This window comes from Meiothermus granaticius NBRC 107808, assembly GCF_003574355.1.
Classification (GTDB): Bacteria; Deinococcota; Deinococci; order Deinococcales; family Thermaceae; genus Meiothermus; species Meiothermus granaticius.
In genome coordinates this window covers 1-20571 of the sequence record NZ_QWLB01000050.1, presented here as the reverse complement: position 1 = coordinate 20571, position 20571 = coordinate 1, and the positions used below count along the sequence as shown (strand labels likewise).

General features: G+C 64.1%; 22 protein-coding genes, 2 tRNA genes and 1 pseudogene. 18 read left to right on the top strand and 7 right to left on the bottom strand.

What is annotated here, in order from left to right:
* The 4 genes from Mgrana_RS14400 to Mgrana_RS14385 form a co-directional block, all read left to right on the top strand.
* Positions 1-415 (top strand): His/Gly/Thr/Pro-type tRNA ligase C-terminal domain-containing protein (locus Mgrana_RS14400; RefSeq protein WP_240631391.1); only part of this gene is annotated, 415 nt, incomplete at its 5' end.
* 82 nt (positions 416-497) lie between these two features.
* Complete coding sequence (locus tag Mgrana_RS14395; protein WP_119358292.1) at positions 498-1085, top strand: Rad52/Rad22 family DNA repair protein; 588 nt, start codon at positions 498-500, stop codon at positions 1083-1085.
* 95 nt (positions 1086-1180) lie between these two features.
* Positions 1181-2917: an aspartate--tRNA ligase gene (gene aspS, locus Mgrana_RS14390; protein ID WP_119358294.1), complete on the top strand. Its 1737-nt coding sequence runs from the start codon at positions 1181-1183 to the stop codon at positions 2915-2917.
* A 67-nt stretch (positions 2918-2984) separates the two neighbouring features.
* Positions 2985-3884 carry a PhzF family phenazine biosynthesis protein gene (locus Mgrana_RS14385; RefSeq protein ID WP_119358291.1) on the top strand — a complete coding sequence of 300 codons (900 nt, stop codon included), beginning with the start codon at positions 2985-2987 and terminating at the stop codon, positions 3882-3884.
* An 8-nt stretch (positions 3885-3892) separates the two neighbouring features.
* Here Mgrana_RS14385 and Mgrana_RS14380 read toward each other — a convergent pair whose 3' ends face one another.
* The 3 genes from Mgrana_RS14380 to Mgrana_RS14370 form a co-directional block, all read right to left on the bottom strand.
* On the bottom strand, positions 3893-5053 hold the full coding sequence (locus tag Mgrana_RS14380) for a M24 family metallopeptidase (RefSeq protein WP_119358290.1): 1161 nt from the start codon (positions 5051-5053) through the stop codon (positions 3893-3895).
* Positions 5054-5142: 89 nt separating this feature from the next.
* Entirely contained in the window at positions 5143-7938 is a 2796-nt protein-coding gene (locus Mgrana_RS14375; RefSeq protein ID WP_119358289.1) for a M16 family metallopeptidase, read from the bottom strand.
* 62 nt (positions 7939-8000) lie between these two features.
* Positions 8001-8264, bottom strand: a complete 264-nt coding sequence (locus tag Mgrana_RS14370; RefSeq protein ID WP_119358288.1) for a hypothetical protein — start codon at positions 8262-8264, stop codon at positions 8001-8003.
* A gap of 123 nt (positions 8265-8387) precedes the next feature.
* Here Mgrana_RS14370 and Mgrana_RS14365 point away from each other — a divergent pair, with 123 nt between their 5' ends.
* From Mgrana_RS14365 to Mgrana_RS14335, 7 genes are all read left to right on the top strand, one after another.
* On the top strand, positions 8388-8876 hold the full coding sequence (locus Mgrana_RS14365; RefSeq protein WP_119358287.1) for a VIT1/CCC1 transporter family protein: 489 nt from the start codon (positions 8388-8390) through the stop codon (positions 8874-8876).
* A gap of 213 nt (positions 8877-9089) precedes the next feature.
* A complete protein-coding gene (locus tag Mgrana_RS14360) occupies positions 9090-9908 on the top strand; it encodes an ABC transporter ATP-binding protein (protein WP_119358286.1) in 819 nt (272 codons plus the stop codon).
* Complete coding sequence (locus tag Mgrana_RS14355) at positions 9905-10732, top strand: ABC transporter permease (RefSeq protein ID WP_119358285.1); 828 nt, start codon at positions 9905-9907, stop codon at positions 10730-10732. The genes Mgrana_RS14360 and Mgrana_RS14355 overlap by 4 nt, the downstream gene beginning before the upstream one ends.
* Positions 10733-10777: 45 nt before the next feature.
* Complete coding sequence (locus tag Mgrana_RS14350; RefSeq protein ID WP_119358284.1) at positions 10778-11518, top strand: aminoglycoside adenylyltransferase domain-containing protein; 741 nt, start codon at positions 10778-10780, stop codon at positions 11516-11518.
* A 118-nt stretch (positions 11519-11636) separates the two neighbouring features.
* Positions 11637-12164 (top strand): hypothetical protein, encoded by a 528-nt coding sequence (locus tag Mgrana_RS14345; protein WP_119358283.1) that lies wholly within the window; start codon positions 11637-11639, stop codon positions 12162-12164.
* Between the two features lie 73 nt (positions 12165-12237).
* Positions 12238-12957: an ATP-binding cassette domain-containing protein gene (locus Mgrana_RS14340; RefSeq protein ID WP_119358282.1), complete on the top strand. Its 720-nt coding sequence runs from the start codon at positions 12238-12240 to the stop codon at positions 12955-12957.
* On the top strand, positions 12954-14123 hold the full coding sequence (locus tag Mgrana_RS14335; RefSeq protein WP_119358281.1) for an ABC transporter permease: 1170 nt from the start codon (positions 12954-12956) through the stop codon (positions 14121-14123). Before Mgrana_RS14340 ends, Mgrana_RS14335 begins: the two co-directional genes overlap by 4 nt.
* A 12-nt stretch (positions 14124-14135) precedes the next feature.
* On the opposite strand, the gene ftsY is transcribed toward Mgrana_RS14335, so the two are convergent.
* Positions 14136-15053, bottom strand: a complete 918-nt coding sequence (gene ftsY / locus Mgrana_RS14330) for a signal recognition particle-docking protein FtsY (RefSeq protein WP_119358280.1) — start codon at positions 15051-15053, stop codon at positions 14136-14138.
* A 95-nt stretch (positions 15054-15148) separates the two neighbouring features.
* On the opposite strand from ftsY, the gene Mgrana_RS14325 reads away from it, so the two are divergent.
* On the top strand, positions 15149-16147 hold the full coding sequence (locus tag Mgrana_RS14325; protein ID WP_119358279.1) for an L-threonylcarbamoyladenylate synthase: 999 nt from the start codon (positions 15149-15151) through the stop codon (positions 16145-16147).
* Positions 16148-16241: 94 nt separating this feature from the next.
* Entirely contained in the window at positions 16242-17108 is an 867-nt protein-coding gene (locus Mgrana_RS14320) for a glycosyltransferase family 2 protein (RefSeq protein WP_119358278.1), read from the top strand.
* Between the two features lie 79 nt (positions 17109-17187).
* Here Mgrana_RS14320 and Mgrana_RS14315 read toward each other — a convergent pair.
* Together Mgrana_RS14315 and Mgrana_RS14310 are read right to left on the bottom strand one after the other, a co-directional pair.
* Positions 17188-17263: transfer RNA gene (locus tag Mgrana_RS14315), tRNA-Phe, on the bottom strand.
* A gap of 29 nt (positions 17264-17292) precedes the next feature.
* Positions 17293-17369: transfer RNA gene (locus tag Mgrana_RS14310), tRNA-Asp, on the bottom strand.
* 82 nt (positions 17370-17451) lie between these two features.
* Between Mgrana_RS14310 and Mgrana_RS14305 the strand changes: the two genes are divergently transcribed.
* Positions 17452-17853: an SRA domain-containing endonuclease gene (locus Mgrana_RS14305; RefSeq protein WP_119358277.1), complete on the top strand. Its 402-nt coding sequence runs from the start codon at positions 17452-17454 to the stop codon at positions 17851-17853.
* Here Mgrana_RS14305 and Mgrana_RS14300 read toward each other — a convergent pair.
* Positions 17801-18418: a phosphoribosylanthranilate isomerase gene (locus Mgrana_RS14300; protein ID WP_119358276.1), complete on the bottom strand. Its 618-nt coding sequence runs from the start codon at positions 18416-18418 to the stop codon at positions 17801-17803. The two genes, Mgrana_RS14305 and Mgrana_RS14300, sit on opposite strands and share 53 nt — an antisense overlap.
* 108 nt (positions 18419-18526) lie before the next feature.
* Between Mgrana_RS14300 and Mgrana_RS14295 the strand changes: the two genes are divergently transcribed.
* The 4 genes and pseudogenes from Mgrana_RS14295 to Mgrana_RS14280 all read left to right on the top strand — a co-directional run.
* Positions 18527-19090, top strand: coding sequence for a cob(I)yrinic acid a,c-diamide adenosyltransferase (locus tag Mgrana_RS14295; RefSeq protein ID WP_119358275.1), 564 nt, complete (start codon positions 18527-18529; stop codon positions 19088-19090).
* A 14-nt stretch (positions 19091-19104) separates the two neighbouring features.
* A complete protein-coding gene (locus Mgrana_RS14290) occupies positions 19105-19902 on the top strand; it encodes a cobalamin-binding protein (RefSeq protein ID WP_119358274.1) in 798 nt (265 codons plus the stop codon).
* Entirely contained in the window at positions 19899-20195 is a 297-nt protein-coding gene (locus Mgrana_RS14285) for a hypothetical protein (protein WP_371862050.1), read from the top strand. The genes Mgrana_RS14290 and Mgrana_RS14285 overlap by 4 nt, the downstream gene beginning before the upstream one ends.
* Positions 20196-20228: 33 nt before the next feature.
* Positions 20229-20571 (top strand): annotated as a pseudogene (locus tag Mgrana_RS14280) (bifunctional biotin--[acetyl-CoA-carboxylase] synthetase/biotin operon repressor); the annotation flags it as partial.

Sequence of the window (20571 nt, the reverse complement as noted above, 5' to 3'; positions counted from 1 at the left end):
CTACGATGGGCTTTCGGAGATGCTGGGTGGGCCGCGGGTTCCGGGGGTGGGCTTTGGCCTCGGGGTGGAGCGGGTGGCGATTGCCCTGGAGGAGGAGGGGATAGGGGTGCCCGAGTCTCCCACCCCCGATCTGTATCTGGTTCCCTTGGACGAAGCCGCCAAGGCCGAGGCCTTGCAGCTGGCCCAAAGGCTGCGCCCGCAATTCCGGGTCGAGCTGAGCTATGCCCTTAAAAAGCCTGGGAAAGCCCTCGAGGAGGCCCTCAAGCGGGGGGCTAAATACGTGGGTTTTTTGGGCGAGGGGGAGCGGCCCCAGCAGGAAGTGAGCCTCAAACACCTCTCCAGCGGGCATCAGGTGCGGCTCGAGTGGAACGATGTGGCCCGCTGGCTGGGGGAGCGAGCCACCAACCCGCTTTAGGGACACCTATCGCTTTGCAGTCGGGGCAGAGCCCTAAGAAGGTCAGTACCCTGTATTATGTTATATGTTATAATAGTAGCCTATGATTATGGCTGAAACAGATAAAGCCGGTAAGAAGACCGCCATCGAGATCCTAACTGCTCCCCTGACCGCGGATGAGATTGAATGGCGGGTCCAGGCCAGCAAAAACGGCAAAACCTTGATTGCTCCGTATATTGATAACCGCGCGGTGATGAGCCGTTTTGATCGAGCCTTTGGGCCGATGGGCTGGCAAAACGCGTTTCATGCGGTTCCCCTGGAGGACGGGGAGGGCAAGGGGGGACGTACCCCTTCGAGCGGTGAAGCCCTCAACCTGGCTTGGTTGTGTGGCATTGGGGTCCGGGCCGAGGGCGGGGAGTGGATCTGGAAGTGGGACGGAGCCGGATCCAGTGACCTCGAGCCGGTCAAGGGGGGCCTCAGCAACGCCATGAAGCGAGCGGCAACCCAGTGGGGCGTAGGGCGCGAACTATACAGCTACCCCAGGGTATACATCCTGGGGGAGCATCGGTACGTTCCGTTTGAGGTGCTGAGGCGGCTAGAAGGTCTGCCGGCAGCGGTGGCCGCGGGTAAGCGTTTACCTGAGGTGATCCAACTGAATCCGGATGGGAGCGAGACTAAAAAGGCGGCGTGATTAACCCGGAGGGTCTGCGGCACCCTGTGGGTTGGCTGGGCTGAGCGGGTACGGAGCGTTCGACGTTTGCGTTCGGACGCTTTATGCTATGGCCCATGCGCCGTACGATGTACTGCGGCAGTGTCCGCGAAGAGCATATTGAACAAAAGGTGGTGCTGGAGGGCTGGGTTAATCGCAGACGAGACCTGGGGGGGCTGATCTTTCTCGACCTGCGCGACCGTGAGGGGATTGTACAGGTGGTGGTGGATCCGGGTAGCCCCTGCTACCGCCAGGCCGATCGCCTCCGCTCGGAATGGGTGATACGGGTCGAGGGCTTGGTGCGGGCCCGGCCCCTCGAGCAGGTGAATCCCAAGATTGCCACCGGCCAGGTAGAGGTGGAGGCCCAGCAGCTCGAGGTGCTTTCCGAGGCCAAAACCCTGCCCTTCCAGATTGATGCGGGCTGGCGTGGGGAGGAAGACCCCAAGGTGGCCGAGGAGGTGCGGCTGCGCCACCGGGTGGTAGACCTGCGGCGCAAGCGGCTGCATGAAAACCTGCGCCTGCGCCATAAGCTGATTACGGCGATTTACCGCTTCCTCGATGGCGAAGGCTTTGTCAGCGTGGAGACCCCGTTCCTAACCCGCAGCACCCCCGAAGGGGCCCGGGATTTCCTGGTGCCGTCCAGGCTCGAGCCCGGTTCTTTTTACGCCCTGCCGCAATCGCCCCAGCTGTTCAAACAGATGCTGATGGTGGCGGGCTATGACCGCTACTTCCAAATTGCCCGCTGTTTCCGCGATGAAGACCTCCGGGCCGACCGCCAGCCGGATTTCACCCAGCTCGATCTCGAGATGTCTTTTGTCACCCAGGAGGACGTGCTGGCCCTGAATGAACGGCTGGCGGCGTATGTGATGAAGGAGACCCTGGGGGTAGACGTACCGCTTCCCTTTCCGCGCCTGACCTACGCCGAGGCCATGAATCGCTACGGCTCGGACAAGCCGGAGCTCCGCTTCGACCTTGAATTGGTGGACGTGACCGAGGCCTTTAGGGGAGGGGAGTTCCGGGCTTTTGCCGAGGTGGAGACGGTTAAGGCTTTGGTGGTGCCGGCCAGTCTCTCGCGCAAGGAGATCGAGGGGCTGGAGGCCTTGGCCAAAAGCAAAGGGGCGGCTGGGCTGGCCTGGGCCAAGCGTGAGCACGGGGCGTGGAGCGGGGGCATTGCCCGGTTCATCCCGGAGTCGCTGGGCCAGAGGCTTGAGGTCGGTGAGGGGGAGACCGTGCTGTTCGTGGCCGGGGTATGGCGGCCCTCGGTGGAGGGTTTGGGGGCGGTGCGGCTCGAGCTGGGCCGGCGGCTGGGCCTGATCGGGCCTGGATACGCGTTTGCCTGGGTGGTGGATTTTCCCCTGCTGGAGTGGGATCAAGAGAATGCCCGCTGGACCTACATGCACCACCCCTTCACCAGCCCTAACCTCGATGACCTCGAGCACCTCGAGACCGATCCTGCTCGAGTGCGGGCGCTGGCCTATGACCTGGTGTTCAACGGCAGCGAGGCGGGGGGCGGCTCGATTCGTATCCACCGGCGCGACCTACAGGAGCGGATGTTCGCCCTGTTGGGAATTTCTGCTGAAGAAGCCCAAGAGAAGTTCGGCTTCCTCTTGGAGGCCCTTTCCTACGGGGCCCCACCGCATGGGGGCATCGCCTGGGGCCTGGATCGTTGGGTGGCCAATATGACTGAGGAGGACAGCATCCGCGAGGTGATCGCCTTCCCCAAGAACAAGGAGGGCAAGGAGACCCTCACCGGTGCTCCCAGTCCGGTAGACCCTGCCCAACTGGCGGTGCTGGGCCTGGCCCTAAAGGAGTAGGGTATGAGCAGCGGGTATCTCCCCCCTCGAGCCGGTTTCGCTGCTGCCCGGCCCTCTGAGGTATGCCGTGGCTAAGATTCCCTATCTTCTGGTTGATGCCTTTACCGAGACCCCCGGCGGCGGCAACCGGGTAGCCCTGATCCTCGACGCCCGGGGGATGAGCCCCGAGGAGATGCAGCGGGTGGCCGATCGGCTGCACCAATCCCAGGCCGCTTTTGTGACCGAATGGGATTCCGGTGGGTTTGGGGTGCGCTACTTTACCAGCTCAGGTGAGGTGGAATTTTCTGGACACGCCTCGGTGGCCTTAGCCCTGACCCTGGCCCGCGAAGGTCGGGTCCCGCCCCATACTAAAAAGCTCTACCTGCGGACCATCGGCGAGGCCCTTTCGGTAGAGCTGGTCGAGGAAAATGACCTACCCAGCAAAGCGGTGGTTCGTGGACCGGCTCCGCGCTTTCGCGACCCCCCCAGCTTTCGCACCCTGCGGGAGTTCATGGAGGCTTTGGGTGCGGATGAGCGCTATATGCACCGCGGCCTGCCCTACGGCATTGCGTTTACCGGCTTGTGGTCGTTGTTTCTGCCGGTGGTGGCTCCGGGGTTGGTGGATGGCCTCGAGCCCGATATGACCCGCCTCAGCGAGCTGACCGCCGGTCTCGAGCTGGCCACCGTTCATGTCTACACCCCGCTGGGGCCGCGCAGCTTTTATGCCCGCACCTTTGCCCCCCTTTTGGGCATCCCCGAGGATCCGGTCACCGGTTCAGCCAACGCCGCGCTGGGGGCCTTGCTGGCCCGGGCGCGGGTGGTGCCGCGCTGGGAGGGGGCCATCCACCTGACCGTACTGCAGGGCCACCGGCTCGGGGCCACCGGTTCGGTGGATGTGCGGGTGGAGTATGGGCCTTCGGGGGCAATCCTGGGGGTGTTTATCGGAGGCAAAGCGGTACTGGCCGAAACGGGGGTGCTCGAGCTGTAAGCTGTAAATCAAGGCTCCAGGCAATACACCGCTTCTTGACGGCGGGACAGCCATTCCGCGCCATTTGGGCGCACCACCACATCCTCTTCAAGCCCCACATACCCCAGCCCCTCGAGCATTACCCCCAGCTCGAGGGTGTATACCTCGTCCTCGCGCACCCTGCCTTCGGGGCTTTGGCCATAGCGGGGCCAGCGGGGGCCAAGCAGGGTGCCCCCATCATGAGTGGCCCGGCCTAGGTTATGGCCGGTAGCGTACTTGTACTCGGGATATCCGGCATCCGTGATGGTGGCGCGGGCCACCGCGTCCACCTCGTACCCTTTGACCCCAGGCCGAAGCTGCTCCGCTGCGCGATCTATCGCCCTTCGGACCACTGGGAAGGCGCGGGTCACCTCCTCTGGAACCCCCTCCCCAGGTCTGGGCCAGTAGTACACCCGCTGGAGGTCCGAACAATAGCCCCGCATTCGTACGCCGTAGTCGGTGTGGATCAGCATTCCGGGCTCGAGCCGCTTCTCAGTGGCCCCGGCATGGGAGGGCATGCGGCCAAAACTGATGTTAGGACAGCCGTTCCAGCCCCAAGCGGGCTCTAAACCCTCTTCCCGCAACCGCTCGTGCAGGTACTCCATGGCCTGAAGCTCACTCCACCCCAGGTGCAGATGGGCGCTGAGCTCCTCCAGGTGAGCCTCAGCCATCTCTACTGCGGCCTTGATCCGGGCCTGCTCTGCCGGGGTTTTAGCCGAGCGCAGCCCCCCCAAGAACTCCGCAGCCGAACCGAACTCGGCCTCGGGAAGGGCGGCCTTTAGCTTCAGGTACATCCCATGGGAAAGCCCGTCCATCATCGGGTTGTTGGGGGAGTAGTCGAGCAGGATACGCTGGGGGGAGTGTGCGGCCACTTCAGACCGCAGCAGGGCGGTGTAGTCTTCATCGTAGATCTGAACCTGCCAGGGGGCCTCGATGCTGGGGGCATCGAAACGCCCCGCGATGGCGGTGGCCTTGTGGCGGCTCAGGAGGAAAAAGGTGTCCCAGGTGAGGTGGGCCCCACTGAGGAGGGATAGGGCCGGTTCGGGGTGCTCGAGGTTCTCCCGCGTAGCGATCAACCAGAGCTCCCCCTCCTTGAGCTCCTGCTGGGCTTGGGCCAGTTTTTCGGCGTATAGATCGGTGTCGCTAAACATCGCCCCCCAATCTACCCTATCGCACCCTTCACCGGCGGCCACGGTTCTATACAGGACATAGCTTTCTTGAATGAGAGTGCTCTACGCCCTCAGGGCTTCATGCTCTCGGGGTACAGCACCATCTGCAGGTGGTTGCCCAGCACCTGCCGGGCCAACCCTTGCAAATCCGCGGCCTGGAGGCCGTCCACGATCTGGGTAAAGGTGGTGGTATCGTTGGGGTCGAGATCCCCGTATTGGGCGTAGCTGACCAGCCTCGAGAGCCAGAAGGTGTTGGTGCGCAGGGCTTCCTCGCGGCTGCGCTTGAGCTGCTCCCGCACCTTGGTCAGGTCATCCGCGGAGACCTCGTTCTGGATGGACTCGAGGGTTTGTAGGGTGGCCTTGACCAGATCCGCGGCCCGCTTGGGGTCGCAGGGGAAGGAGATCAGGTAGCTGACCTCGGTGTAGGGCTCGCGGCTGAGCCCACCGCTTACCCCCGGACTGTAAGCCCCTCCGAGCTTTTCGCGGATGTCCTCGGTCAGCCGCAGATCTAAGAGATTGTTCAGGGCTGCGGCCAGGACGGTGTTTTTGAGGCTATAGGGGTAGGGCTGGGTAAAGTACAAGGCCACCACCCCTCGCTCATCCTGGCCTTTATAGAAGGTGCTTTCGACCTGTGCGTTGTAGCGGGGTTTGGGGAAGACCTCCTTCCATGCCTCCCGCTCCGGCTTGGCGGGAAGGGTGCCCAGATAGCGCTGGGCGAGCTCCCGCAGCTTGGCCTCATCAAAACTGCCCACGAAGATAAAGGTGAAATCGGCTGCATTGGCGAAGCGGGATTGATAGAGGGCCAGGGCTTTCTCGCGCTCAACCGTGCGCAGGGCCTCGAGGCTCAGGGGCTTGCCGCGAAGGCTGCCGGGGCCGATGTACTGGTTGAGGGCATCCTGTAGCGGGGTCACCGGGTTGAGCGTGCGGTTTTGGGCTGCCTCGAGCCGCGCGGTGATCTCCCGATTGAAGATCTCCGGATCGGCCCGGGGCGCGGTGAAGTAAAGGTGGGCTAGCTGGAATAGGGTTTCCAGGTCCCGGGTGCTGCTTTGGCCGCGCAGACCCTCTTCGCGCTCCCCGATCAAGGGACTCACGCTGACCTGCTTTCCGGCCAGGAAACGGGCCAGCCCGTTGGCATCAAAAGGCCCTAGCCCGCTCCCAGCCACCACCGAAGCAATTACCATGGCTGCGGGATAATCCGCATCCGAGACCAGCGAGGCCCCGCCGGGGCTATAGGCCCGGAAGAGAACCTCATCGTTTTTGAACTCGGTTGGTTTGTACAAGACCCGTACCCCATTGGCCAGGACCAGCTCGGTGAACTCCTTCTGCGGGTTCTCCCGAAGGACCATGGCCGGGGCTGGAGGCTGATCAAAGAGGGAAGAGGCCAGCACAGCCTCTTGGTAGGCCTCTACGGGGCGGGCATCGGCCGCCGCCACCACCTTCTGGAGGTCGGCGGGGGTGAGCGGGGTTTGGCCGGGCTTTTGCGGGCGCAAGACCACCAGGTTGCGCGGCCCACCCAAGAAGCCCTGGGCATAGTCTCTCAGCTCCTCCAGGGTGATCTCCGGGAGGAAACGCTGGGCCAGGGTTAGGTCGGTCTCGGCACTGGTGGGCACCGCCCCGCTGAGGAAGCTGTCCGCTAGGGCATCGGCGAGGGTGCGGCTGTCTTGCTTGTCACGCTCGTTGTAGGTGGTTTCAAAGCTGCGCTGGAGCTGGCTTTTGGCCCGCTCGAGCTCTCCGGCGGTGAAGCCTAGGCGTGCCCTCTTAACCTCGGTCAGCAGCGCCTCCAAGCCCAGGGCTTCGCCGTTTTCTTTCACACTGGCCGAAAGCTGGTCAATATCGTGAGGGCGCACGTAGTTGCCACTGGCTACGGAAGCGGAGAGAAAGGGGGGATCGGCACTCTTGGCCCGTTCCGCCAGCCGCTGGTTCAGCAGGGTGGTGTAAAGCTGCTCGAGCACCAGTTGGCGGAAAGCCCCTGGGGTGTTCACCACTCGAGCCCCGCGCAGGGTGTTGATGCGCAGCTGGGTCTGGGGATACTCCGGGTCTTGAAACACCAGGTAGCGGTCGGTGTTGGCCGAGGGAATGGTGTAGCTGGGCCGGGGGGTCTCGGGGGTGGGGTTTTGGAGGGCGCTGAACTTTTCTCGGATAGCGGACTCCATCTGGGCTGGGTCGATATCACCCACCACCACCACCGCCATCAGATCGGGGCGGTACCAGGTCTGATAGAAGCGGCGCAGGGCTTCGACCGGTTGGCCGGTCACGATCTTCATATCCCCAATGGGTAGCCGGGCGGCGTAGCGCGAGCCCGCCAGGTAGAGCCCCAGGGTCTGGATCTGGGCCCGTCCACTAGCGGTTTTGTACCGCGCCCGCTCCTCCTCGACGATCACGGGGGCCTCGCGCTTCACCTCCTCGGGGTCCAGGGTGGCGCTGCCCGCCCAGTCCTCGAGGATGTTCAGGGCGGTGTCCAGAACGGCGGGGTCTTGGGTGGGAACCCGCAGCTGGTATACGGTCTCGTCAAAGGAGGTATAGGCGTTGAGATCCGCGCCAAACTGCATCCCCACCTTTTCCAGGAAGTTCTCGATGGACTGCTTGGGGAAGCGCCGGGTCCCGTTGAAGAGCATGTGCTCGAGGAAATGGGCCAGCCCCTTTTGGTCCTCGTCTTCCATCAGGGAGCCCGCATTGACCACCAGGCGCATCTCAGCCCGGTTTCGTGGTTCCGCGTTGGGGTAGATGTAGTAGGTCAGGCCATTGGCCAGCTTGCCGCTGACCAGCTTGGGATCGGGGGGAAGGGATTGCAGGGGGGGCGAGCCCAGACTTTGGGCCAACCCCACACCCCACAGCAGCAGACCAAACACCTGCAAGGCTCGGATCATGGGGAGTCTCCTGCTGGCAGTGTATCGAACCTGGATAAAGCTGGGATGAGGCTCTGGAGCCCCTACGCTGGCGCATCGGGCGGGGTTTCCCCCGGATCTTGCTGAGGAAAGGCCAGGAGGTATTCCAGGCGCAGCACCACCTGCGCCAGAGTGCCTTCGGCGTAATAGCAGAGCTTTCCCTGCGCCCCCTTGCGAACCCGCACCAGGTAGTGCTGGCTGCCGTCTTCGTATTCCACCGGGCCGACGGCCTCACTACGGTAGCCCAGGCGGCGCAGGGTGTAGAGAAATTCTTTGAACTGTATCCCCAGCTCTTCCGATGGCTTCATCGCGGCGACCAATCCCCGACCCATAGGGATTTGGAGCCATTATAGCCAGCCTCGGCGAAGTCAAACCGGAGGGCAAAGGGTTGGCTTGACTCGATTATTGCGAATGATTACTATTAGCAAGATATGACCCATAACGACGAACATAAAACCGTATTGCAGATCGTCCAGCCGGGGTTGCTGGGCTTGATGGACGGCTCGGTCTCTACCCTGGCCCCGATCTTTGCCACCGCAACCCTTACCGGAAGGCCTCACGATGCGTTTTTTGTGGGGTTTGCGGCCTCTTTGGGGGCGGGGATTAGCATGGGCTTGGCCGAGGCCCTTTCCGATGACGGGGTAATTTCTGGGCGGGGCAGCCCGTTGATACGCGGTGGGGTAACGGGGGGAGCCACCTTCCTTGGGGGGATGTTCCATACCCTGCCGTTTCTCATCCCCAACCTGCATACGGCGCTGCTCTTGGCGTATGCGGTGGTGGTGGTAGAGCTACTGACCATTGCCTACATCCGCTTCCATTTCATGAAGAGTCCGCTGGGCCAGACCATTGTTCAGGTGATCGTTGGGGGTGGGGTGGTCTTTGCGATCGGGGTTTGGTTGGGGCGGCTAGGGGCGGGGTAGAGATTTGGCTTGTGCTCGAGCGACCCCTTGGCGTATACTCTCCTCTTGGAAGGTGATTAAATGTCCATTGACCTGATCCTCCTTGTTCGCGCTTAGGTTTTGAGCGCTACCCGAACCCCGCATTTTTGTGGATATCCCTTTCCCAACATCCTCGGCGGCCTTCGGGCCGCCGAGTGCTTTGGAGGGAAGCCTTCTTTAGCTGATAGGAGAGCTATGCGCACCATTGAACAGCCCGTGGGAACCCACTTGGCGATGGAAGTCCACGACCTCAGGAAGGTGTTTCGCAAGCGCGAGGGACTGCGGGGAAAAATTAGGGAAGAATGGGCCTTGAAGGGGGTGTCGTTCGATGTTCGGGAGGGGGAGACCTATGCCCTGTTAGGTCCGAACGGATCGGGCAAGAGCACCCTGATCCGTATCCTCTCCACCCTGCTGCTTCCCGATGGCGGTGAGGTGCGGATGCTGGGCCTGCGGTTACCCCAAGACGAGACCAAGCTGCGCCGCCTGCTGGGCCGAGTGAGCGTGGATGCAGCGTTTTACAAAAAGCTCTCGGCCCGGGAGAACCTGCTGTATGCGGCTCAGCTTTACGGCCTCGAGCCCCGCGCCACTGAAACCAAGGCCATGGAGATTCTCGAGCGCCTGGGGATCGAGTCCCGCCGTTTTGGCGACCCCCTGGAGGAGATGAGCCGGGGGATGCAGCAGAAGATTGCCATTACCCGCGCACTCCTGATCAACCCACCCCTGCTGCTGCTGGATGAACCGACGACCGGCCTAGACCCCAAGAGCCGGCGCGATGTGCAAGGCTTTCTCGAGGACCTGCGGGCCCGGGAAGGCACCACCATCCTCCTCACCACCCACGATATGGCCGAAGCCGAACGGCTTTCCGACCGCATCGGTTTCCTGGCGGGTGGGTTGCTGGTGGCGGAGGGAACCGCCGAAGCCCTCAAGGCCCAAGCCGGTACCGAGGACCTCGAGGGAGCATTCATCGCCCTCACCGGCGAGGACATGGCCAAAGACGAAGAGGAAACGGTATGATCGAACGATTTGTGCGCCCCATGTGGGCTTTTGTGTTCCGCGACTGGCACCTCACCCGGCGCTACTTTAGCTGGGTGGTGGTGTTTGTGTTTTATGCCATCGTCAACTCGGCGACCATCGCCCTGATCGGCAAAGCCCAGGGGGATTTTCGCCTGACCCTGACGCTGTTGCTGGGGGTGTTGTTGTGGTCGTTTTTATCCGCGATGTACAACGAGATCGCCAACTCGATCTCCTATGAGCGCTGGGAGGGAACCCTCGAGTACACCTTCATGGCCCCGGTCTCGCGCCTGATTCACCTGAGCGGGGTCTCGCTCTTCGCGGTGATCTATAGCGTTCTGCGCACGGTGGTGATCCTGATTGGATTGGTGCTCTTCATTCAGGTCTCGGTCAGCGGGGCCAATCTCTTCGGCGTGCTGGTGGTGCTGTTGGTGGCCAGCCTGGCTTTCATGGGCCTGGGGTTGATGGCGGCCATCCTCCCGGTGATGTCCCCCGAAAACGGGGCCCAGGCCACCAACATCTTTCAGGGGGTACTGCTCCTGGTCTCGGGGATCTACTATCCGGTGGAGGTGCTGCCGAGCTGGGTGCAGCCCTTGGCCTATCTCTCCCCGGCCACCTATGCCCTCGAGGCCAGCCGCAAGCTGATGGGGATCAACAACCCCGACTCGGCCCCCGGCCACCTGATCGGAGCGCCGCTCTCGGCGGTACTGCCCGAGCTGGGGATTTTGCTGCTGATGGGGGTAATTCTGATCCCGGCGGGGCTATGGGTGTTTCATCAGGCCGAGCGCTGGGCCAAGCGCACCGGAAAGCTCAAGCGGACGGGATAGCCAGGCTCAAGGAGAACCGTGTTCCCAAACCCTGAAGTCCGGACGATGGTCACCCTGCTGCAAAGGGAGATCGTGGGGGAACTGGGGTGGAACCTCGAGGGGCTTTACCTCAAGGGTTCGTTGGCTCTGGGGGATTTCAACCCCGAGACCAGCGATATAGACCTGCTGGCCCTGGTGAAGGAGCCCCTGGCGGCGGAGGAGTTTGCCCGGCTGGCCCGGAGGCATGCGCGCATCCACAGCCTGCCCCAGCGCTATGCTAAGGAGGTCGAGCTGGCCTACGTTCCGGTGGGGGACGTACAGCGGTTTCAACCGGGGAAGGCCTATCCCGCCCTCGAGCGGGGAGAGCGGCTCAAGTGGAAGCCCCTGGGGGCCAACTGGGTCTTGGAGTTTTGGACGGTGCGCGAGCGGGGCGGGGTACTCTATGGTCCCGACCCCAAGGCCCTGATTCCCCCCATCTCTCCGGCCGAGGTTAGGGCGGCGGTACGGAGGGTGTTGGCCCAGGACTGGCTCGAGTGGGTGGCCACCTGGCGGGAACCTGGGTGGCAGACCCAGGCCGGGGAGATGCGCTTTGTGGTGGAGACCATGTGCCGTGCGCTGTATACCGGCCAGTCGGGCCGGCTGATCAGCAAGCCCAAGGCGGTAGAATGGGCGCTCGAGGCCTGGCCCCAACCCTGGTCTGGGCTGGTCCGGCAATCGCAGGCGTGGCGGGCGGGAGGCAAGGTGGAGCCGTCGGTGTGCGCCCGGGTGGCCAGGCTGGTGGGCTGGACCCAACAGCAGCTCGCCTGAGGTGGCCTGGATGTGAAGGAGATCAACCCCTGATTAACCCTCTCAACAGCCTCGAGTCAGCCGGGGCTCGGCTTTGCTTCAGCCTTTATTCGTACCCTCAGAACGGAGGTCTAAAGCGATGAAGAACAGACTCTGGTTGCTGGTCGTGGGTGGGCTGCTGGCCGGTTGTGGGCTGCTGCCTGGAATCGGGGGGCCGCAGGTCAATGGCAGCTTCAGCGATAGCCCCGATGGCACATACAAGTGGGCCAACGTCAACGCGGGCAAGGTGCGGCTGGCCCTGATTGGGGTAACTTCTTCCGGCATCACCAGCTACAACGGACAGGCCGAGGTAAAAGACGTCAATGTGTTCAGGGCCTACGCCTTGGAGCTGCCCAGCGCCCCGCCCGCCGGGGCCTACCGGGTTTATGCGTACTGCGATGCCAACGGCAGTGGGTCCTTTGACCCTGGGGAAGACATCGCGGACAGTGGCAGCAAGCTGCTGATCTGGGCTACCGCAGACAGCAGCTTTGCGTTTGGCAGTACCCGCTTTGACCTAAAAAAGGGTTGGAATGGCTACGACAGCAGCCAGGCCCTTAGCTCCAGCAACCCCTATCAGGGCGAGAACTACAACAACTACAACCTCACCCTGCGGGCCAACTGCCCCTAAGCTGACCCCCAGCCCTTAGCCCCCCGGTCAGGGGGCTTTTTTCTCGCAGGCCGAGTTGGGGTAAGTTGGGGATATGGTTAAGGCCGAAGGGCTGAGCAAAACCTATACGCACACCTGGGCCGTAGACCACCTGAGCTTTACGGTCGGGAAGGGGGAGGTCTACGGCCTGCTGGGGCCCAATGGGGCTGGAAAAACCACCACCCTGCGGATGCTGGCGACGCTGCTGCGGCCCAGTGCGGGCACGGCCGCAGTGGCCGGGTACGACATCCGCCAGCAGCCCCTCGAGGTGCGCCGTAACCTGGGGATCGTCAACGGCGGGATGCAGGTCTATGAGCGGCTCACCGGGCGCGAGGTGCTGCAGTTTTTCGCGGGTTTTTACGGGATTGAGGGCCGGCGCTTCCGGGAGCGGCTCGAGTGGGTGAGCGCGCTGCTGGGGATGGATCGGGTGCTGGACAAGCTGGTGCGGGAGATGAGCACCGGGATGCGCCAAAAGATCGTGATTGCCCGGGCCATTCTGCACCAGCCGCCGGTACTCTTGCTGGACGAGGCGACCGCGGGGCTGGATGTGTTTGCTCGGCGGGCCCTGCTGGATTTTGTCCTGCAGTATAGGGGGTTGGGCCATGCGCTGATCTACTCGACCCATGTGATGAGCGAGGCCGAGGAGGTGTGCGACCGGGTGGGGTTTATGCACGGGGGGAAGCTGGTCTATGAGGGGTCCAAGGCGGAAGCCCTGGCCTTGGGCCAGGGGAGCTTGGAGCGGGCTTTTATCCGCCGCCTCGAGGGGGGGGCATGAGCGCGGTGGTGCGCATTTACATCAAGGAGATGCTCTCGGTGTTGCGGGAGCGCCGGGTGCTCTTCACTACCTTGCTGCTGCCGATCCTGCTGATGCCCATCTTGATGTACGGCCCGCTGCTGTTTTTCGGCAACGCGGCCCGGCAGACCCAGGCCCAGGTGCAGAAGGTAGGGGTGCAGGATCTGCCGCCGGTGGCCCTCGAGGCCCTGCGGACCGCCCGGCTCGAGCCGGTGCCTACTGCTACCCCTGAGGCCGATGTGCGCGAGCAGCGGTTTCAGGCCGCGGTGCGCTTTCGGGGGGGTACCTTCACCATCTACGGGCGGCTTTCCGGAGCGACTCAGAGCAGTCTGGTGGTGGGCAAGATCGAGACCGCGCTGCGCGATTACAAGGACAGCCTGGTTGCCCAGGCCCTACAGGCCCGGGGGCTTTCCCCAGAGGTGCTCGAGCCGGTGCGGATCGTGACCCAGGATGCCTCGCGGGTGCAGGAGCGAGCGGCGGGGATCTTCGCGTTTCTCATCCCCTACTTCCTGGTGATCTTCATCCTGAACGGGGGCCAGGCCGTGGCCATAGACGCCACCGCCGGCGAGAAGGAAAAAGGCACCCTCGAGGCCCTGCTGGCCGCCCCGGTACCCCTGATGCAGGTTGTGCTGGGCAAGGCCCTGGCCACCCTCACCGTGGCCCTGGCGGCGGCCCTGGCGGGGGTCGGGGGGATCGTGTTGGGGGGAACCCTGGTGCGTGGGCTGTTTTCTGGGCTTTTGCAGGGAACCAACCCTGACCTGGGCGGGGGGTTGAGCCTCGAGCCCTGGGCCTACGCGGCGTTGCTGGCGACCAGCGTGTTGTTTGCGGCCTTAATGGTTTCGATCCAGCTTTCGTTGGGGATCTATGCCCGAAGCTTCAAGGAGGCCCAGAGCTATATGGCCCCCTTGCTGCTGGTGTTCATCGTACCGCTGCTGTTGCTGCAGTTTTCAGATTTCCTGATCCAGCAACCGTGGTTTTACCTGATCCCCGCATTCAACGTCATGCTGCTGCTGGACGGGCTGGTGAAGGGTTCAGCCGAGCCCTGGCAACTCCTCCTGACCTGGGGGAGCACCCTGGCCTATGCCGGGCTGGCCCTGGGCTTGGCTGTGCGGAGCTTTCAGCGAGAGGATGTGGTGTTCAGGAACTAGCAGGGCCGTGCCCTAGCCCAACAGGGCCTCGACAAACTCCCCCGAGTCAAAGGGTTGGAGATCGTCGGCCCGCTCGCCCACCCCGATGAACTTGATCGGAACCCCCAGCTCCCGCACGATGGGGACAAGAATCCCACCCTTGGCGGTGCCGTCGAGTTTGGTCACGATGACCCCGGTCAGCCCGGCGGTTTCGTGAAACCGCTTGGCTTGCTCCAGGCCGTTTTGTCCGGTCACCGCATCGAGCACCAGCCAGACTTCTCTGGGCTCCCCAGGGTCGGCCTTGGCGATGCTGCGCTTGACTTTGGCCAGCTCTTCCATCAGGTTGTGCTTGGTGTGCAGCCGTCCGGCGGTATCCACCAACAGCAAGTCCAGGCCACGGGCTTTCCTCGAGCTGGCCGCGTCAAAGGCCAGGGCTGCCGGATCTGAGCCCTCCGGCCCTTGAATCACCGGGATGCCCAGCCGTTCACCCCACAACCCCAGCTGGGCCCCCCCGGCGGCCCGGAAGGTGTCCCCGGCGCAAAACATCACGCTTCTGCCCTGGATGCGGTAGTACTGCCCCAGCTTGGCGATGGTTGTGGTTTTGCCCACCCCGTTGACCCCAACCATCAACACCACCTTTCCAGCCGGCTCCACGGTGGATTTCTTGGCGTTGGGGCTGAATCCGGCCTTGCGAATTTTGGCCCGGAAGGCATCCGGCTCGAGCTGCACCACCAGGGCCTGCTTCAGGGCCTCGCGCACATCGCGTTTCCCAGAGGCCCGCACCTCCTCGATGACCTCCTGAGTCGCGTCTACGCCCACATCTGCCGAGATGAGGGCGTACTCGAGCTCCTCCAGAACCTCCTCTGGGCTTTTAGCGTTCCAGGGCACGGATTTGGCGATGTTCTCGCGGGTTTTAGAAAGCCCTTCACGAAGGCGCTGCAACCAACTCATACCCCTCCAGTTTACCGGTTGACCGCCCTCTTCTGGGCTGCCGCTGGTGGGAGGGCGCGGGCGAACGGAGGCATTTGCTATGATGGCCAGGTTGTATGGTGGAACTGCCGACCCCGGAAAACCTCGAGCGCGCCGCGCAAATCATTCGGAGCGGTGGGCTGGTGGCCTTTCCGACCGAGACCGTCTACGGCTTGGGCGCCAACGCCTTGAATGCCATGGCTGCGGCCAAAATCTTTGAGGCCAAGCGGCGTCCGGCCTTTGACCCCTTGATTGTGCATGTGGCTGACCGAGGGATGCTGTCCCGGGTGGTCTCTGAGGTTCCGCCTGTGGCCGAGGCCCTGATGGAGCGGTTTTGGCCGGGACCCCTGACCTTGGTGCTGCCCAAGTCCGCCGAGGTGCCTGGGATCGTCACCTCGGGGTTGCCTACGGTGGCCGTGCGGATGCCCCGGCATCCGGTGGCCTTGGAGCTCATCCGCCGCGCAGGGGTTCCGCTGGCTGCTCCCAGCGCCAATCCGTTCGGGTATTTGAGCCCCACTCGAGCCGAGCATGTCGCGCGCATGTTGGGGGATACCGTGGACTTGATCCTGGAGGGTGGAGCCACCGAGTTTGGCGTGGAGAGCACCATCGTGTTGTTGGGGGAGCCGCCGGTGCTCTTGCGGCATGGGGCGATCCCCCCCGAGGCCCTCGAGGTGCAGCTGGGGCCCCTTCAGCGGGGGGTAGAGGAGCGCCAGAAGCCGCTGGTGCCGGGTCAGCTCCCCCAGCACTATGCCCCCCGTACCCCCATCGTGCTGGCCTACCCGCAGGAAGTGCCCCCCGAGCGGCGGAAAAAGGCCGGGTTTCTGGCTTTTAAGGATGTGCCCAAGGGCTTCAAGGTGGTCAAGGTGCTCTCCCCCACAGGGGATTTGCTGGAGGCGGCGGCTCATCTGTTTGAGGCCCTGCACCAGCTCGACCGCCTCGGCCTCGAGCAAATCTACGCGGAGCCGGTGCCTGAGGAGGGTTTGGGGTGGGCCATTATGGATCGGCTGCGCCGTGCGGCACACCCGCCTGGAGCAGCCCCCCCGGCCAGGGGTGAACCCCCAGGTTCCCAAGGATAACCTGCAGGCTCCAAACGGGGCCTAACGGCGGAGCCGCGGCTGTGCTTCAGCCGGTCCCGTCCCTCGAGCGGCCCGTGGGTGCGTTTAGCCCCGGGTGCGCAAGCTGGCGATGTTCGATGCCGATAATCTGGTCCATCCTGACTTCATAGCCTGCATGAACGACTACCTGGAGGCCCATCCCGAGGCCGAGGCGGTGCAGGGCTACCTCGAGACCAAAAACCCCAGCGATACCTGGATCACCCGCTCTTATGCGCTCTCCTACTGGTACCTCAACCGCTTCTGGAGCCTGGCCCGCGCTCACTGGGGCCTTTCGGTTGCCCTGGGGGGGACTGGTTTCGTGATCCGTACCCCCGCGCTGAGCCGCTCCGGCTGGGAGCTGCACAGCCTCACCGAGGACCTGGAGCTAACCATTCGCATCGTTCTGCAGGGTGGGCGGATCCACTGGAACGATGCCGCCTGGGTCTACGATGAAAAGCCGCTGACCCTGGCGGCTTCGCTGCGGCAGCGCACCCGCTGGGTGCGTGGGCAGTACTGGGTGCTCTGGCGCTATGCTCCGGCGGCGGTATCGGGATTTCTGCGCACTGGCCGTTGGCAGCACCTGGATCTGCTGGTGTTGCTGGCCACCCCGCTGCTCTACGCAGCCGGTTACCTAGCGACCCTGGGTGGTTGGGCGGTGGCCCTGCTGGCCCTACCGAGCCCGGCTCCGGAGGGGGTGGGTTGGCTGTCCGCAGTCGGGACCACCCTTGCTGTCCTGCAGGCGCTCCTCCTGACCGGCCTGGCACCGCTGCTGCGTTTTGGGCGCTGGGATCCCCGCTATCTGCTGATGCTTCTGCCCTATACCTTTTATGTCCTCACCTGGGCCTGGCCGGTTTTCACCGCACCCTTCCAGGCGCACGACCAGGGCAACTGGGCCAAGACCCCGCACACCCGGGCGCTGCGGCTGGAGGAGCTGGATGGCTAAAACACAATCGCTTCAGCGCCTAAAAATATACCCCGCCTCATGCTGAGGGGGGTGGCCAGCGCGGGCATTTTTATTCTGCTGGTGCCAAGGGGCGGAATCGAACCGCCGACACTGCGATTTTCAGTCGCATGCTCTACCGACTGAGCTACCTTGGCCCACGGCGCGCCCCAAAGGCGCGCCCAGTTGGCGCTCCGGACGGGACTTGAACCCGCGATCTCCCACGTGACAGGCGGGTATGTTAACCAACTACACCACCGGAGCATTGGCCTGTTTTGAGCCGCCGAAGACCTCCTTCAGACGGGCACATAGGATAATAGCGGCTGGCCCGAGGGGTGTCAAGCGCATGCCCTGCGAACCCGTACAGCCTCCGATTCTTTCCTGGCGCCAGGTGCTGCAGCAGCACCGGAGCTTACGCGGCATCGCTCGAGACAGCCTTTTGGCGGACTTCGGGGAGTCGGGGTACCGCAACCACTACCTGCCCGACGGGCGGATCGTGTATCCGGGAGAGGGCTTGGCGGGAAATCAGCAGCCGGTAGGGGGCAACCGGATCCTGCTGGGGGCCCTGGCCGAAGGGTGTCCGATGCGGGTGTTTCGCCGAGAGCGGCGGAATGGCTGGGTGGATCTCGGCCCCTATCGGGTGGAGGCGGTGGAGTATGTTTGGGAAGTGGCGGAGGGGCGCTATGTCTACCGGTTTACCCTGGCTCCGGTAGGGACAAGGGGCCGAGCTGGCCCAGAAATTGCCTGAGCTTGGCTGGGTCTTTGAGGCGGGGTGCGGCCTCCACACCGCTCGAGACGTCCACGGCGTAGGGGTTGAGCCGGAGGACGGCCTGGAGGTTCTCGGGGGTCAGCCCTCCAGCGACGATGAGCCGGGGATGCCGCAGCAGCGGGGAGAGCCACTCGAGCGGGTAGGCTTGTCCGCTTCCCGGAACGGCCCCGTCTACCATCAGCCCGTCGCAGGGATAGCCTAGCCAGGCGGGGTTGGCCGGGGCGGTCAGCTTGAAAACCTTGATGACCGGGTAATGCCTGCGGATGGCCTCAGCCCACTCGGGGGGCTCACTGCCGTGGAGCTGCACCACGCTCAGGCGAGCACGCTGCATGGTTTGCAGGACTTGCTCCGGGGGGGTATCTACAAACACCCCTACGCTGCTGATGAAGGGCCCCAGCTCAGCCACGATGCTCCGGATACTGGAGGGCTCGAGGTAGCGCTTGGTCCCGGGGGCCAGAATGAACCCCAGGGCCCAGGCCCCCAGCCCCTCGGCTAGCCGGGCGTCCTCGATCCGGGTAATGCCGCAGATTTTGGCCTTGGTCACAACCGCAGTGTACCGGCTGCCCCTGGGGCTGAGCGTGATCCGAATCCACCGGGCCAACGGTGACCGGGCAGGGTGTTCTTGGAGCCGGGGGCGGGTATAACTAAAGCCATGAAGATCTATACCAAGACCGGCGACGCGGGCGAGACCGGGCTTTACGGTGCAGACCGGGTGGCCAAGGATCATCCCCGGGTCGAGGCTTACGGTACGGTGGATGAGGCCAACAGCGCGATCGGGGTGGTGAGGTCTGCTTTGGCGGCAGCGCACCCCGATATTCAGGCCGACCTCGAGTACCTTCAGAACGCCCTCTTTGACCTTGGGGCCGACCTGGCCACCCGTCTGGGCAGTCGCTATGAGCGGAACCTGGTCCGCCTGGACGCGGCCGATGTGGAGCGGCTCGAGGCCCTGATTGACCGGTATCAGGAGGAGGCCCCGGCCTTTACGGGGTTTATCCATCCGGGCGGGCATCCTGCGGCAGCAGCCCTGCACCTGGCACGTACCATCGCGCGCCGGGCCGAGCGGCGCACGGTGGCTCTGGCCCACCAGGAGGCGATCAATCCGGAGGTGGTGCGCTACCTCAACCGGCTCTCCGATCTGCTGTTTACCCTGGCTCGAGTGGTGAACAAGCGCGAGGGCTATAGCGAGGAAGGGTGGCTGGTCAAGGGCCGCAGATAACCCTCGAGGTGCCGATGCGATTGGTCAGCCTTACCGCCTCCAACACCGAGATCCTTTGGGCGCTGGGCCAGCTCCCCAGCCTGGTGGGGGTGGATGATCACTCGGATTTCCCGGCTGAAGTCGCCCAGATCCCCAGGGTTGGCCCGGATTTACAGATCAACCTGGAGCGGGTCGAGGGGCTGAGGCCGGATCTGGTTCTGGCCAGCTTGTCCGTACCGGGGATGGAGCGGGTGGTGGAGGGGTTGGTGCAGCGTCGGCTGCCTCACCTGGTGTTGGATCCGCAGAGCCTATCCGACGTGTATGCCGATATTGAGCGGGTTGCCGAGCGGCTCGAGGTGGCTCCGCGGGGTCGGCAGGTCGTCGCGGCGATGCGGCAGAGGATCGCGCAGGCCAGGGGAAGGCTGCCGAATTGGGTGCGTCCACCTCGGGTGATGGTGGAGTGGTGGCCCAGGCCGGTGATTGTGGCTGGGCGGAAGAGCTGGGTGACCGGGATGCTCGAGGCCCTTGGAGCGGTGAATGCGTTTGCCGGGCTGGACCTGCGCTCCAAACCCTTGTTGCCAGAGGAGATCGAGGCCGCCCAACCCGACCTGATCCTGGTGTCGTGGTGCGGGGCCAAAAAACTGCGCCCAGAGCTTGTGCTCAAGCGGGGCCTGGAGGTTCCGGCCTTGCGCAATGGTCAGGTTTTTGCCCTTCCCGAGGCCTACCTGGGTCGCCCAGGGCCACGGTTGGCTGAGGGGGTCCAGCGGCTGGCCGGGCTGCTGGGCCAGCCGCCCTCCGCCTGGGGGTATGCTGCGGGGAGGCCTGCTTCGTGAGCGGGCTCAAGCTGATGACCGCCTGGGTGTGCCCGCCCCCAGGGGAGACCCTGCCGGAAGCGGGGGAAGGGCTCGAGGGGCTGATGCGCGCCTTCTACCAGGCCTTCCCCGAGTACGAAGGCTGCCTGAGAGCCTTCCAGGCCCCTCGGGCACCTCGGCATGTTTTCGTGTATGTCGCCAGGGACTGCTCGGGGCTGCTGCCCTGGGCCGGGGAGCATCTGCGGGGGCTGTTGGCTGGGCTTTTCCCGCAGGCCGAGGTGCGCGCCTACGGGAAAGCCTGGGTGGAAGCCTGAGGCCTGGCCCGATCCCGCTGGTAATTTAGGGGCGTGCAACCGTTCATCGCCCTGTTGACCCGCTTGAACGAGACCTGGCAAAGCCTTGGGGGGTTGGCGGAATCGCTCGAGCGCCCTCCGGCAGAGGTAGCCGCCTGGGCCCACCGGCTCAAGGAGGAGGGATACCCGCTGGAGCTGGGCCCTGAGGGGTACCGCTTGGCGCCCGGAACCCCCACCCCCAGGGCCCTAAAGCCCCTGTTGCGAGGGACCTTTGGGCAACTCTACCGCTATGAGGGGGCTTTGGGCAGCACCCAAGATGCGATGCGAACCTGGGCAGAGGAGGGGGCAGGGGAGGGGGCCCTGCTGCTGGCTGAGCGGCAGGAAGCCGGACGGGGGC